At 66.5% G+C, this 13,065-nt stretch carries 12 protein-coding genes; 5 read left to right on the forward strand and 7 right to left on the reverse strand.

The annotated features are described in order from the left end of the window. Positions 1-13: 13 nt before the first annotated feature. Positions 14-1,801, forward strand: coding sequence for a chloride channel protein (locus CFB34_RS12125; RefSeq protein ID WP_089442276.1), 1,788 nt, complete (start codon positions 14-16; stop codon positions 1,799-1,801). Positions 1,802-2,285: 484 nt separating this feature from the next. Next, a complete protein-coding gene (locus CFB34_RS12130) occupies positions 2,286-2,621 on the forward strand; it encodes a hypothetical protein (RefSeq protein WP_046196524.1) in 336 nt (111 codons plus the stop codon). Between the two features lie 90 nt (positions 2,622-2,711). On the opposite strand, the gene CFB34_RS12135 is transcribed toward CFB34_RS12130, so the two are convergent. Both CFB34_RS12135 and CFB34_RS12140 read right to left on the reverse strand, forming a co-directional pair. Beyond that, complete coding sequence (locus tag CFB34_RS12135) at positions 2,712-3,032, reverse strand: pyrimidine/purine nucleoside phosphorylase (RefSeq protein WP_006478890.1); 321 nt, start codon at positions 3,030-3,032, stop codon at positions 2,712-2,714. A gap of 209 nt (positions 3,033-3,241) precedes the next feature. Next, positions 3,242-4,144, reverse strand: coding sequence for a LysR substrate-binding domain-containing protein (locus tag CFB34_RS12140; RefSeq protein ID WP_089442275.1), 903 nt, complete (start codon positions 4,142-4,144; stop codon positions 3,242-3,244). Positions 4,145-4,326: 182 nt separating this feature from the next. Here CFB34_RS12140 and CFB34_RS12145 point away from each other — a divergent pair, with 182 nt between their 5' ends. From CFB34_RS12145 to CFB34_RS12155, 3 genes are all read left to right on the forward strand, one after another. Next, positions 4,327-5,511, forward strand: coding sequence for a M20 aminoacylase family protein (locus tag CFB34_RS12145; RefSeq protein WP_089442274.1), 1,185 nt, complete (start codon positions 4,327-4,329; stop codon positions 5,509-5,511). Between the two features lie 44 nt (positions 5,512-5,555). Further along, entirely contained in the window at positions 5,556-6,875 is a 1,320-nt protein-coding gene (locus CFB34_RS12150; protein ID WP_089442273.1) for an MFS transporter, read from the forward strand. Between the two features lie 229 nt (positions 6,876-7,104). Next, on the forward strand, positions 7,105-7,647 hold the full coding sequence (locus CFB34_RS12155; RefSeq protein WP_089442272.1) for a cysteine hydrolase family protein: 543 nt from the start codon (positions 7,105-7,107) through the stop codon (positions 7,645-7,647). Between the two features lie 84 nt (positions 7,648-7,731). Here CFB34_RS12155 and CFB34_RS12160 read toward each other — a convergent pair whose 3' ends face one another. From CFB34_RS12160 to CFB34_RS12180, 5 genes are all read right to left on the reverse strand, one after another. Then, positions 7,732-8,838, reverse strand: a complete 1,107-nt coding sequence (locus tag CFB34_RS12160) for a porin (protein ID WP_089442271.1) — start codon at positions 8,836-8,838, stop codon at positions 7,732-7,734. A 63-nt stretch (positions 8,839-8,901) separates the two neighbouring features. Then, a complete protein-coding gene (locus tag CFB34_RS12165) occupies positions 8,902-9,321 on the reverse strand; it encodes a DoxX family protein (RefSeq protein ID WP_089442270.1) in 420 nt (139 codons plus the stop codon). Positions 9,322-9,506: 185 nt separating this feature from the next. Further along, complete coding sequence (locus CFB34_RS12170) at positions 9,507-10,784, reverse strand: cytochrome c (RefSeq protein ID WP_089442269.1); 1,278 nt, start codon at positions 10,782-10,784, stop codon at positions 9,507-9,509. 2 nt (positions 10,785-10,786) lie between these two features. Further along, positions 10,787-12,406 carry a GMC family oxidoreductase gene (locus tag CFB34_RS12175; protein ID WP_089442268.1) on the reverse strand — a complete coding sequence of 540 codons (1,620 nt, stop codon included), beginning with the start codon at positions 12,404-12,406 and terminating at the stop codon, positions 10,787-10,789. Then, positions 12,406-12,912, reverse strand: coding sequence for a sugar dehydrogenase complex small subunit (locus tag CFB34_RS12180; RefSeq protein ID WP_089442267.1), 507 nt, complete (start codon positions 12,910-12,912; stop codon positions 12,406-12,408). Before CFB34_RS12180 ends, CFB34_RS12175 begins: the two co-directional genes overlap by 1 nt. Positions 12,913-13,065 lie beyond the last annotated feature (153 nt).

The following is a 13,065-nucleotide window of genomic DNA, read 5'->3' on the forward strand; positions in this document are numbered from 1 at the left end:
TCTTTCCACTCCGATGAACGCACCCCACAAACGCGATTTCGCGACCAACGACCGCCTGCCCAGGATCGCGTTGCTCGCCGCCGGGATCGGCCTGCTCAGCACGCTGGCCGCATTCGTGCTGTTGAGCCTGATCCACCTGTTCACGAACCTGTTCTTCTTCCAGCAGTTCTCGTTCGCCGATCGCTCGCCGGCGAACCACGCGCTGGGCGCGTGGGTGATCGTCGTGCCGGTGATCGGCGGGTTGATCGTGGGGTTGATGGCGCGCTTCGGTTCGGAAAAGATCCGCGGCCACGGCATTCCGGAAGCGATCGAGGCGATCCTGTTCGGCAAGAGCCGCATGTCGCCGAAGGTCGCGATCCTCAAGCCGCTGTCGTCGGGCGTCGTGATCGGCAGCGGCGGCCCGTTCGGCGCCGAAGGCCCGATCATCATGACGGGCGGCGCACTCGGCTCGCTGATCGCGCAGTGCGTGCACGTCACCGCCGCCGAGCGCAAGACGCTGCTCGTCGCCGGTGCGGCCGCCGGCATGACGGCCGTGTTCGGCACGCCGGTCGCCGCCGTGCTGCTCGCGGTCGAACTGCTGCTGTTCGAATGGCGCCCGCGCAGTTTCCTGCCGGTCGCGCTCGCCTGCGCGGTGGCCGGTTTCGCCCGCGCCGTGTTCTTCGGCGTCGATCCGCTGTTTCCGTTGACCACGGCCGCACCGACGCCCGTCGCGCTGCTGTCGTGCATCGTGGCGGGCCTGCTGTCGGGCATGCTTGCATGCGGCCTGTCGGCGGCGCTGTATCGCGTCGAGGACACCTTCGCGAAGCTGCCGGTGCACTGGATGTGGTGGCCCGCGCTCGGCGCGATCGTGATCGGCATCGGCGGCTGGCTCGAGCCGCGCGCGCTCGGTGTCGGCTACGACGTGATCGGCGACCTGCTGCATCAGCACATCGCATTGAAGATCGCGCTCGCGCTGCTGATCGTGAAGGCCGCGATGTGGGTGATCGCGCTCGGCTCGGGCACGTCGGGCGGCGTGCTCGCCCCGCTGCTGATGCTCGGCGCCGGCCTCGGCACCGTGCTGTCGCCGATGCTGCCGGGCGGCGACCCGGCGCTGTGGCCGCTGGTGTGCATGGCCGCGACGCTTGGCGCCACGCTCGGTGCCCCGCTGACCGCGATCGTGTTCGCGTTCGGCCTCACGCATGACGCGAATGCATTGCTGCCGCTGCTCGCGGCGACGCTCGTCGCGCACGGCTTCGCGACCGTCGTGATGAAGCGCTCGATCATGACGGAAAAGATCGCACGTCGCGGCTATCACATCTATCGCGAATACGGCGTCGATCCGCTCGAGCGGCACGACATCGGCGAAGTGATGACGTCGGCCGACCGGCTCGTCGCGATCGACGGCGCAGCAACGCTCGAGGCCGTCGAGTCGCAGTACTTCGGCGCGAAGCAGACGCACCGTGCGTACCCGGTCGTACAGAACGGCCGCCTGCTCGGTCTCGTCGATCGCGCGACGCTCGACGCGCAGCGCGCCCAGGCCGCGGCCGACACGCCGATCGCGGGCGCATTCGCCGACCGCGCGCCGGCGGTCGCGCAGGCACACGAAACATGCCGCGTCGTCGCGTCGCGACTCGCGATGCTCGGCCTCGAACGCCTGCCGGTCGTCGACGACGAGCAATCGATGCGCATCACGGGCATCGTGTCGCGCAGCGACCTGATCAAGCCCGCCCTCCAGCACTTCGACGACGAACAGAAGCGCGAACGCTTCCGCCCGATCGTCCCGGCCAACCTGCGCGACATCGGCACGCGCAAGGCCGGCTGACTCACTGCACTGCGCGGCACCCTCGCCGCGCACGCCCTGCTCGCGTCACCGCTTCCGCTCGATGCGGCACGCCCCGCGCGTGCCGCATCGCATTCCGCCGCTTCCCGTGTTTAAAGTTGGTTAACAATTCGACGGGCGAAAGTTTGTCATCATGGTGTTCATGCGACGGGGCCATCCAACTAGCCATTCCACTTCGCGATCCAATAAAGAGTCGCGGCACGGCATGCAGACACATGCCGTTCGCCGCGACCGTCACGTCACCACACGACCGGGCAGCGCGCCGACCATGCAGCGCATGACGTCGTGCCGCACACGATGTATGCCGCGCCGCAGCAACGTGCAGAGCATCGGAGCCGCCATTTGGCAAGCGCGTTAACAACTTGTTTCGGAATAGCCGGAACCGTGCTCCGCCGATGCAATCTCACTTGTACGCAGTCCTGTGCTGCGCATTCCACTCAATCAATCACGACTCGAGGGAGATAACGTGAACGCGAAATACTTACCGCTCATCGCATTGACCGTGGCATTTTCTGCTCATGCAGCCGATTCTGCCCTGCAGAACGTGGGACAAAGCCAGAAACCCGCCGACGAGGTCGCGCAGTGCATCGCGAAGACCTGGGCCGACAAGTCGCAGCAGCAAGTGACGTCGCAGTATGAACTCGCGAACGGCCTCGCCATGGCCGTGTATGCGCCGGGCCAGCAGCCGCCGAATGGCGCTGCCGCCGTCGTGCGCCCGGCCAACGCCGCGAATGCGAAAACCTGGGTGGGTTTCCGCGGCGGCGATGCATCGTCGGCCGGCGACATCAACGCCTGCCTGTAACGAGAACAGGCGCTTCGGATGGCCTGGGCGCCATCCGCTTGCGACACGCCCCGCTTCGGCGGGGCTTTTCTTTTGCAGCGCGGCTGCGTGTTACAGGTAGCTGCAGACGTAATCGAGCGTCTCGAGCACTTCGATGTCGAAGCGGCTCTTGCCCGGCACCGAGAACGATTCGCCCGCGCCGTAGGTCTGCCATTCGCTGCTGCCGTCGAGCTTCACGCGGCACTTGCCGGCCTGCACTTCCATCAATTCGGGGGCGTCCGTGCCGAAGTTGAGCGCGCACGGCAGGATCACGCCGAGCGTCTTGCGCGTGCCGTCCGGGAAGAGCACGGTATGCGACACGCACTTGCCGTCGAAATAGACGTTCGCGCGCTTGACGACCGATACGTTGTCGAATTGGGTTGCACTGGTCATGAAATGCCTCTGATTGCTGGATGCCGGATGGCGATGTGGTTGGAGGCCGGCCGGAGCGGCGGGCCGGCCGCTATGATACCGGCTCGCGCGGCATGCGCCGGAATGGCGTGCCCACTGCGCAAGCCGCATGTCCGTCAAACGACGGCAACGCCGCACGGATAATCGTCAGGATGACGATGCATTGAAGAGCGCCACCCGCGGGCGCCGGCTCACCGCAGCCCCTTGCGCCGCGCGGAATCACGCAGGCAGTCGAGCAGCATCGCCGCTGCCGGCGTCAGCGGGCTGTCGCGACGCGTGATGACCTGCACCGAGACGCCCGGCAGGCGCTCGCGGATCGGCAGCACCGCGAGCTGGTCGCGCGCCCATTCGGCCTGCAACAATTGCTCGGGCATCGACGCGATCAGGTCGCATTCCATCATCAAACTGCGCGCGAGCCCGAAGCTCGGGCACTCGACGACGCGCGCCGGTACCGGCAGCCCGTAGGCGACGAACGAATTGAACAGTACCTGCGTCGAGCTTTCCGGCGACGGGTTCATCAACCAGTCGGCTTCGACGAGATCGGCGAGCGACGTGGCCGACGCGAGCGGATGCCCCTTGCGGGCGACGATCAGCGACCGGCTCGCATAGAGTTCCGCGTGATCGAATTCGGCCGCCAGCAGTTCGGGCACGACGACGGCCACCGCGAAATCGAGCGACCCGTCGTGCAGGCGCGGCAGCGCGACGCCCGGAAACCCTTCGATCAGGTTGACGCGCGCCACCGGGAAGCGGCGCCGGAATGCGCGAAACGCGTCGGGCAGGATCGTCACCGCGGCGGCCGGCGTGATCGCCGCCGCGACGGAGCCCGTCGTCGCGCCCTGCGCCTGCTCGATGTCGTCGCGGGCGCGCTGCATTTCGGCGACGATCAGCCGCGCGCGCACCTGCAACTGCTGGCCGAACGCGGTGAGCTGCACGCCGCGCGCGGTGCGCACGACGAGCGATACGCCGAGCGCGATCTCCAGTTCCTTGACCGCCTTCGTCAACGCCGCCGGCGACACGTTCAGGCGCCGCGCGGCCGCGCGAATGCTCCCCTCTTCCGCGACGGTGACGAACGCTTTCAGCTGATGGTATTTCATGGCGGCGACGCGTGATCCGTGGAAACCCTGTGCTGCGCGGCACACGCCCGCTCAGGGTATTCCCGAGCGGCAACCGGTGGTGAGCACCAAAGCAATTTATCAGCTTCTGGTACACAAAAGAAATTTATATGCTTGCTCGTCATCGGTGCGTCAACCGCCCCACGTGCCCCACAGGAGACACCATGCTGCAAGCCGTGAACCCCGTCATCCCCGGTATCGCCGCGATCGCACCCGAGCTGGTCGAAGTGCGCCGTCGCATTCACGCTCACCCGGAGCTCGCGTTCGAGGAGACGCTCACGAGCGATCTCGTCGCCGAGTTGCTCGCCGGCTGGGGGTATGAAGTGCATCGCGGCATCGGCAAGACGGGGGTGGTCGGCGTGCTGCGCGAAGGGCAAGGCACGCGCACGGTCGGGCTGCGCGCCGACATGGATGCCCTGCCGCTCGCGGAAACCACGGGCCTGCCGTACGCGAGCCGCCACGCGAACAAGATGCATGCGTGCGGCCACGACGGTCACACGGCGATGCTGCTGTGCGCGGCGCGCCACCTCGCGGCCACGCGCCAGTTCTCCGGCACGCTGAACCTGATCTTCCAGCCGGCCGAGGAAAACTTCGGCGGCGCGAAGGCGATGATGGACGACGGCCTGTTCGACCGCTTCCCGTGCGACGCGATCTTCGCGATCCACAACATGCCGGGCCGCGCGGCCGGCGACATGGCCTTCCGCACCGGCGCCGCGATGGCGTCCGCCGATCGCGTGACGATCACGCTGCGCGGTGTCGGCGGCCACGGCGCGATGCCGCATTTCGCGCGCGATCCGATGTCGGCCGCGGGCAGCATCATGGTCGCGCTGCAGACGATCGTCGCACGCGAGGTCGATGCGCAACATGCGGCCGTGATCACGGTCGGCAGCGTGCAGGCCGGCGAGACGTTCAACATCATTCCCGAAACCGTCACGATGAAGCTGTCGGTGCGCGCGCTGAACGCCGACGTGCGCGCGCTGCTCGCACGCCGCATTGAAGCACTCGCGAAAGGCCAGGCGGAAAGCTTCGGCGTCGCGGCGGAAGTCGACTACGACTACGGCTACCCGGTGCTCGTCAATCACGCGGAGCCGACCGCGTTCGCGGCCGACATCGCGCGCCAGATGCTCGGCGCCGAACGCGTCGAAACCGACACCGCGCCGCTGATGGGCAGCGAGGATTTCGCGTTCATGCTCGAAGCGCGCCCCGGCTGCTACGCGTTCATCGGCAACGGGATCGGCAGCAAGGGCGGCTGCATGGTGCACAACCCCGGCTACGACTTCAACGACGACATCCTCGCGATCGGCGCGAGCTACTGGGTTCGCATCGCCGAAGCCTGGCTCGCGGCCTGACGGCCCTTCACCCCATCGTTTCGCGCCCAACCGGGGAGCCCCACATGGAAACGTCCGCCCTTTCGTTCGCCGGCACGCCGGTCGATGCACGCGCCGCCGCGAAGAAACGCCGGCTGATCGCGGCCGCCGCCGTCGGCAACGCGCTCGAGTTCTACGACTTCACGGTCTACAGCTTCTTCGCGATCCTGATCGGCAAGCTGTTCTTTCCCGTGCATTCGCCGTTCGGGCAACTGATGCTCGCGGTCGCGAGCTTCGGCGTCGGCTTCGTCACGCGTCCGCTCGGCGGGCTCGTGATCGGCATGTATGCCGACCGCGCCGGCCGCAAGAAGGCGATGATCCTCACGCTGCTGCTGATGGCGCTCGGCACCGCGACGATCGCGGTCGCGCCGACCTTCGCGCAGATCGGGCTCGCCGCACCGCTGCTGCTCGTGCTCGCGCGCCTGCTGCAGGGGTTCGCGTCGGGCGGCGAAGTCGGCGCGTCGACGACGCTGCTGCTCGAACAGGCGCCGCAGCATCGTCGCGGCTTCTACGCGTCGTTCCAGTTCTCGAGCCAGGGGCTCGCCGCGCTCGCCGGCGCGCTGACCGGCGTCGCGCTGACGTCGACGCTGAATGCCGCGCAGCTCGAAAGCTGGGGCTGGCGCGTGCCGTTCATCATCGGCACGCTGTTCGTGCCGCTCGGCTACTGGCTGCGCCGCACCGTCGAGGAAGTGCCGGCCACCACGCCTGCCGCCGCACACGACGAGCCGGTTGCATCGCTGCCGCTCGCCGACGTGCTGCGCCATCACGGCAAGGCCGTGTTCGCAGGCCTCGGCGTGACGATCGGCGGCACGTCGATCCACTACATCATCGTGTTCTACATGGCGATCTACGGCGTGCAGGTGCTGCACCTGCCGACGTGGCTGTCGATGACGGCCGGCTGCGTCGCGGGCGCGATCCTGATGCTCGTGACGCCGATCGGCGGCTACCTGTCCGACGTCTACGGGCGCAACCGGATCGTCTGGTGGACGCGTATCGTGCTGATGGCCGCGATCTACCCGGCGTTCATCGCGTTGAACCGCTGGCCCGGCGCCGCATCGCTGCTGTCGATCATCGCCGCGCTGTCGATCGTGCATGCGATCAACATCGGCGCGACGGGCGCGATGCTCGGCGAACTGTTCCCGCGTGCGGTGCGCGCCACTGGCGGCGCGCTCGTGTACAGCGTCGGCGTCGCGATCTTCGGCGGCTTCGCGCAATTCTTCGTCACGTGGCTGATCGCGGCGACCGGGAATCCGAATGCACCCGCGTGGTATGCGATCGGCTGTGGCGCGATGACGCTGCTTGCCGTGCGGTGCATGGATGAAAAGGCCGGGAAGGCACTCGACTGACCGGTGGCCGATGCGCGGTGCGCGATTGACGTGGCGCGCGCGTATCGGGCATGATCGCTTCATGCGCCACATCACGACCACCCTCTCGACCACGACGCGCACGACCGCCTTCGGCGGGCTCGTGCGGCGAGTGCGCGCCAGGTCGTAGCGCCATCCCTCACAGGCCCCGCCGGTTCCGGACGGGGTCTTGTCGTTTCTCCGTTCGTATCGGTCACTCAGGAGAAACGCAATGCCAGAAGTCTGTTCCCCGAAACGCGCACTGCTCGTCATCGACATGCAGGTTGGCCTGTTTCACGGCCCCGAGCATCCGTACGACGGCGAACGCGTGCTCGCGAACATCAACCGGTTGATCGGTCGCGCGCATGAAGCCGGTGCGCCGGTGTTCGCCGTGCGCCACACCGGGCCCGCCGGTTCGCCGATTGCACCCGGTTCCCCGCTGACCGCGCTGGTGCCGGAGCTCGCAATCGATATGAAGCGTGACATCGTGTTCGACAAGGCGCAGTCGAGCAGCTTCGCCGGTACACGGCTCGCCGAATGGCTGCGCGAGGCCGGCATCGGCGAGATCGTCATCGCGGGAATGAAGACGCAGTACTGCGTCGACACGGCCTGCCGTGCGGCCGTTGATCACGGCTTTCGCGCGGTGCTCGTGACAGACGCGCACACCTGCATGGACACGCCGGAGCTGCCGGCCGAGCGGATCGTCGCGCATCACAACGCGACGCTTGGGGGGCCGTTTGCGACGCTCGTCACGACCGATGCGTGCGCGTTCTGATCGACACCGTTCACGCACCGTCAACACAACAACGCACGGGCAGCCATCGCCCGTGCGTTGCGTACCGGTCGCGTAACTGCCCGCTCAGAACGTATGCATCATCCCCACATACGCCCCCGTCTGCGACTCGCCCGTCATCGGGCTCGTCCCCGACGTCGCATCGCGCGGCGTCGCGAGCAGCGAGAAATTCGAATTCCCGCCGTTGCGCACATACGCGACCGTGCCATACAGGAACGTGCGCTTCGACAGGTTGTACGTCGTGCCGAGCACATACATCATCGCGTGCCCCGACGGATCGTGTGACGCGTCGCCGCCGCCGTCGCCCACCTTCACGTAATACCCGCCACCGGTCACGGCCCATTGCGGCGTCGCCGAATAGGTCGCGCCGAGCCAGTAGTGATCGGCGCGATCGGCCACGCCGGCCGGACTATCCGGCGCCTGGTAGTGCGTATACGCGCCCTGGATCTTGAACTTCGACACCTTCACGTTCGCGCCGACGAAATACTCGCGCGACGCGGTGAAGATGTTGCTGAACTTGCCGTTGTTGTCGCGCAGTTCGTCGTAGATGCCGCGCACGTCGAGCAACGGCGAGTGGTACGAGATCATGATCCCGTCCGAGCGGCCAAAATCGTCGGCCGCACCGTAGTTGAAGCCGCGCGACTGGTTGCCGAACGCGTATTGCGCCTGCACGTCGAAGCCGCCGATCACCGGGCTGTGATATTCGATGTTGTTGCTGGTCTGCTGCCAGTTGCGGCCGCGCACGAGCGAGGCCGACGAAAACGCCTGCTGCACGAACGGGTCGAATTCCCACACGCCGTCGCTGTCGATGAACAGGTTGCGGCCGGCCTGCAGTTGGCCCCACGTGTCGCTCTTCAGCCCGACGTACGCGCGCCGCGACCACATGCGGCCGCCGCCCGTCTGGCCGTTCATCACCTGGAACGCGGTTTCCAGGTTGAAGACCGTCGACAGCCCGCCGCCGAGATCCTCGATGCCCTTCAGCCCGAACATGCTGGTGCCCCAGTCGCCGCTTTCGGCGCTCCAGCGCGTCCCGCTGCCGCCGTTCGGCTTCGCGATGTGGTTCAGGTATTCAATGCCGCCGTCGACGCGGCCGTACAGCGTAACGCTCGTCTGTGCAAAAGCGGCCGCCGGTGTGGCAGCCGCGATCAGCCATGCGAAATGTTTGAGTCGCAAAATGATGCCCCCTCGGAGTCTCGACCTTCCAGCGCGTGCCCCATGCGCGCGCCCCGGGTCCGTTTATCCGCGATCGATCGAAAAACGACCGGGGCCCGCCGCGCAAAGCGCGAGCAGGCCGCCGGCGATCGCGATGTTCTTGTAGAAATGAATCATGTTGTTGATCTGCTCGCCGCCCGTCATCGTCCAGTAGTGGTGGCCGATGATGCCGGCGCCGATCGTATAGAGCGCCAGCAGCAGCGCGAGCGCCCGCGTCTGGAAACCGACCAGGATCGCGATCCCGACGAACAGCTCCATCACGACGGAAATCGCGGCGGAGATGATCGGCGCGGGCGCGCCTTCGGAACCCATGAACGCGATGGTCCCGGGGAAGTCGACGATCTTCTTCCAGCCGAACATGACGAACAGGATCACGAGCAGGATCCGGGCAAGCAGCAGCAGCACATCGCGCTGGGACGCGAGAAACGGTTGATTCGGTGTCATGGTGTCGATCAACGAAAGCGATGCGCATGGCGAAAACACGCCCGGCGCACCGGATTGCGAATGAACCAGGACGGGCGGCCGCCTGCGCCGCCCGCCCCGCTCTGCAACAACCGGCATCGGGCAACGACCCGATGTGCTGTGCTCCTCCTCTTGTCAGTTATCGCCCTGCTTCGTCGCGCGCCGCATCAACGCAGCTTCGCGACGTCCTGCTCGGTCACCTTCGCGGCCGGATTGCCGAACTGCCCGGTCAGGTAGTTCGTCAGCGCGGCGATCTGCGCATCCGACAGCTCGTGGCGGAACGCCGGCATCCCGACGTCCTCGCTGCCGGCCTTGCGCTGCACGCCGTTCAGGATCACCTGCACGAGGTTGGTCGGATTCGATGCGCCGACCGTCGAGTTGTGGAACAGCGGCGGGTAATAGCCGTCCGGCGTGCCCTTGCCCTGCATCTGGTGGCAGGTTGCGCAGTTGCCGAGATAGAGCCGGGCCGGATCGATGCCCGACGACGCGATCGCGACGCCGCGCAGCGTCAGGCCGTCCTCGGCCGGCTTGCCCCACGACGCGCGCGACTGCTTCGCATCGCCGCTGGCGACGGCCGGCACCGTGCGAATGTACGTCGCGATCGCGCCGATGTCGGCTTCCGTCATCTTCGAGAAGCTGTGCTCGATCGCCTCGGCCATCGGGCCGGCCGCCTGCGCGAGACCCGGCACGCTGCCGGTGCGCAGGTACTGGACGAGCTGCTGCTGGGTCCAGCCGCCGATCCCCGCATTGGCGTCGGACGTGATGTTGTAGCCGTCCCAGCCCGCGAGCACCGAGCCCGACAGGAAGCTGCCGCCCGTCTCGTCGAGCGACTTCTCCTGCATCGCGATGCCGCGCGGCGTGTGGCACGTGCTGCAGTGCGCCAGCCCCTGGACCAGGTACGCGCCGCGGTTCCACTCGGCGCTCTGCGCCGGCTTCGGTGCGTACGCACCCTCCTTCAGGAACAGCCAGTTCCAGATCTTCAGCGGCCAGCGCATGCTCAGCAACGCGGGGATCTCGTTCTTCGGCGGCGCCTGCTTGACCGGCTCGACGCCGTGCATGAAGTACGCGTACAGCGCCTGCACGTCGTCGTCGTTGATCTTCGCGTACGACACGTACGGCATCGCCGGATACAGGTTGTCGCCGTTCTTCGACACCCCGTGGCGCACCGCGCGCTCGAAGTCCTCGGCCGACCAGTTGCCGATGCCCGTGTCGGGATCGGGCGTGATGTTGCTCGTGTAGATCTTGCCGAGCATCGGGACCGGCATGCCGAGACCGCCCGCGAACGGCTTGCCGCCCTTCGCGGTGTGGCACGCCATGCAGTCGCCCGCGACCGCGAGATATTCGCCGCGCTTGACCAGCGCCGGATCGGCCGCATCGGCCGCGCGTACGAGACCCGGCAGCGCGAGGCAGCCGGCGAGGAGGAAGGTGAGAGTAGATTTCCGCACGGTCAGACTTCCTTCTTCAGCGTGTCCGACATCCGCAGCGCCAGCGCCGCGATCGTCAGCGTCACGTTCACCGTACCGACGGTCGGCATCGTCGAGCTGCTCGAGATGAACAGGTTCGGATGGTCGAACGTGCGGCAGTCCTTGTCGACGACCGAGTCGCGTGCATCCGCGCCCATGATCGTCGCGCCCGTGATGTGGTTGTTCGGCGCGAACTCGTCGTTGAAGACGACTTCGGTGCCGCCCAGCACCTTCGCGGCGGTCGCATAGACCTCGCGCGTGTGCACGGCGCCGCGCTTCACGTAGTCGTCGATCGCATACGTGATCTCGGGACGCGGGATGCCGACCGCGTCAGTGGCCGTCTTGCTCGGCACGATGCGGTTCTCGGGTTGCGGCAGGATTTCGTGGAAGCAGTCGAACTGCACGTAGCGCGCGGAACGGTCGCGGATCTGCGCGTCGAGCTCCTCGGGCTTCATCAGCTTGCCGGCCTTGAAGATCTTCTGCGTTTCCTGGTTGATGCGCGACATGTTCGACAGGTGGATCTTCTTCGCGGCTTCGGTCGCGCGGAACGGGCCGTCGCGGAAACCGATCAGCGACGTCATCTCCTGCGGGCCGCGGCCCGGCCACAGCTTCTCGCTCGCGTAGAACGACACGCCGGTGCCCGGGTGGTCCATCAGGTTGCGACCGACCATGTCCGAGCTGTTCGCGACACCGTTCGGGAAATCGCGGTTCGCGGACATCAGCAGGATCTTCGGCGTCTCGATGCCGTTCGCGGCGATCACGAAGTACTTGCCTTCGACGCGATGGTCGGCGCCCGTCTTGTCCTTGTAGACCGCGGCGGTGATGCGCTTGTCCGGCCCGGTCTCGAGCTTGTAGACGACCGCGCTGTCGATCAGCTTCGCGCCGGCCTGCTCGGCCTTCTCGACGTGCACGATGCCGTTGTACATCGCGCCGATCGGGCAGATCGGCATGCAGTTGTTGTTCCCGCAACAGGTCGGCCGGCCGTCGTACGGGCGGCTGTTGCGCGCGACCGGCTCGGTCACCACGTGGAACTTCGGGTCGTAGCCGTTGAGCGCGCTCTTGATCGTCTGCTCGTTGAACGACAACGGCAGCGGCGGCATCGGGTACGGCTCCTTGCGCGGCGAGTACAGGTCTTCCTCGGGGCCGGGGCCCCACACGCCGAGTTCCTCTTCGGCGCGCTGGTAGTAATGCTCGAGGTCGTCGTACTGGATCGGCCAGTCGCGGCCGACGCCGTACACGGTCTTCATCTTGAAGTCGTTCGGGATGAAGCGCCACGCCGACGCGGCCCAGTGCCACGTCGTGCCGCCCACCGCGCGGATGTACTGCGAGTTGAACTTGTGCTCGCCCTTCAGGATCAGGTAGTCGTTCGGCGGGCCGTATTCCGGATGCGGCGCCCACGCGCTCGACGGGTACGGCGCCATGAAATCGGTCTTGTCGACCTGGTTGCGGAAGCGCTCGACGATTTCCCAGCGCGGCATGCGCGGGCCGGCTTCCAGCAGGATCACGGACTTGCCCGCCATCGCGAGCTGGTGCGCAACGATCGCGCCTGCGACACCCGAGCCGACGACGACGACGTCGGCCTTTTGCGTATCGGTATCGGCCATCAGGCTTGCCTCTCGATCGGTTTTTCGGCCCAGAAGCCGGGTTTGTTGGGGCAATACGACGGGATCACGAGCGTATCGGATACGACGCTGAACATTAATGCTTCTTCGTAGGTAATCACGACGTTGTCGACGATGCCGAGATACCACGCTTCAAGAATCTTCAGCGCGAGTGCTTCCTGGTCGGGATTCAGCGAACCGGACGCGAGTGCGCCGGCGAGTTGCGACAGGCTGTCGGCCGTCTTGAACGAACCCTTCTGCAATGCCTGCAGGAAGCGCTGGCCGAGCACGCGGCTCAACCCCTTCTTGCCTGTCACTGCTTCGGAGAGCGTCATGAACGTATCGAGCGGCGCGGTGCCGGGATCGTCGGCCAGGGCCCGCAACGCCAGCGAGCCCGTGAGGCCCGCCGCCGTCAGCGCCAGTGCGCCCTGCAGCCATTGACGCCGTGTGATGCCTGTTACGGCTGCGTCGCCCGAGCGACGCGAGTGGGGAGTGTTGTCGTTGTGCATGTTTCCTTCTCTCGAACACCGGATTCGGGAAAACCACGCTTGATATTTCTCAAACATTGGCGCGGACCTGAAATGTACGCGCACAAATCGGATCGAACAATCTTTTTATAGTCCATTAAATGTTCCGCAATCCGAGACAATCGACATTTCGCT

The organism is Burkholderia sp. HI4860 (assembly GCF_002223045.2).
Taxonomy (GTDB): domain Bacteria; phylum Pseudomonadota; class Gammaproteobacteria; order Burkholderiales; family Burkholderiaceae; genus Burkholderia.

What these genes read in the sequence shown, in the direction of transcription:
- CFB34_RS12125 (WP_089442276.1), top strand. Translation starts at nt 14, where the DNA reads ATGAACGCACCCCACAAACGCGATTTCGCGACCAACGACCGCCTGCCC.
- CFB34_RS12135 (WP_006478890.1), bottom strand. Translation starts at nt 3,032, where the DNA reads ATGACCAGTGCAACCCAATTCGACAACGTATCGGTCGTCAAGCGCGCG.
- CFB34_RS12140 (WP_089442275.1), bottom strand. Translation starts at nt 4,144, where the DNA reads ATGAAATACCATCAGCTGAAAGCGTTCGTCACCGTCGCGGAAGAGGGG.
- CFB34_RS12145 (WP_089442274.1), top strand. Translation starts at nt 4,327, where the DNA reads ATGCTGCAAGCCGTGAACCCCGTCATCCCCGGTATCGCCGCGATCGCA.
- CFB34_RS12150 (WP_089442273.1), top strand. Translation starts at nt 5,556, where the DNA reads ATGGAAACGTCCGCCCTTTCGTTCGCCGGCACGCCGGTCGATGCACGC.
- CFB34_RS12155 (WP_089442272.1), top strand. Translation starts at nt 7,105, where the DNA reads ATGCCAGAAGTCTGTTCCCCGAAACGCGCACTGCTCGTCATCGACATG.
- CFB34_RS12165 (WP_089442270.1), bottom strand. Translation starts at nt 9,321, where the DNA reads ATGACACCGAATCAACCGTTTCTCGCGTCCCAGCGCGATGTGCTGCTG.
- CFB34_RS12175 (WP_089442268.1), bottom strand. Translation starts at nt 12,406, where the DNA reads ATGGCCGATACCGATACGCAAAAGGCCGACGTCGTCGTCGTCGGCTCG.
- CFB34_RS12180 (WP_089442267.1), bottom strand. Translation starts at nt 12,912, where the DNA reads ATGCACAACGACAACACTCCCCACTCGCGTCGCTCGGGCGACGCAGCC.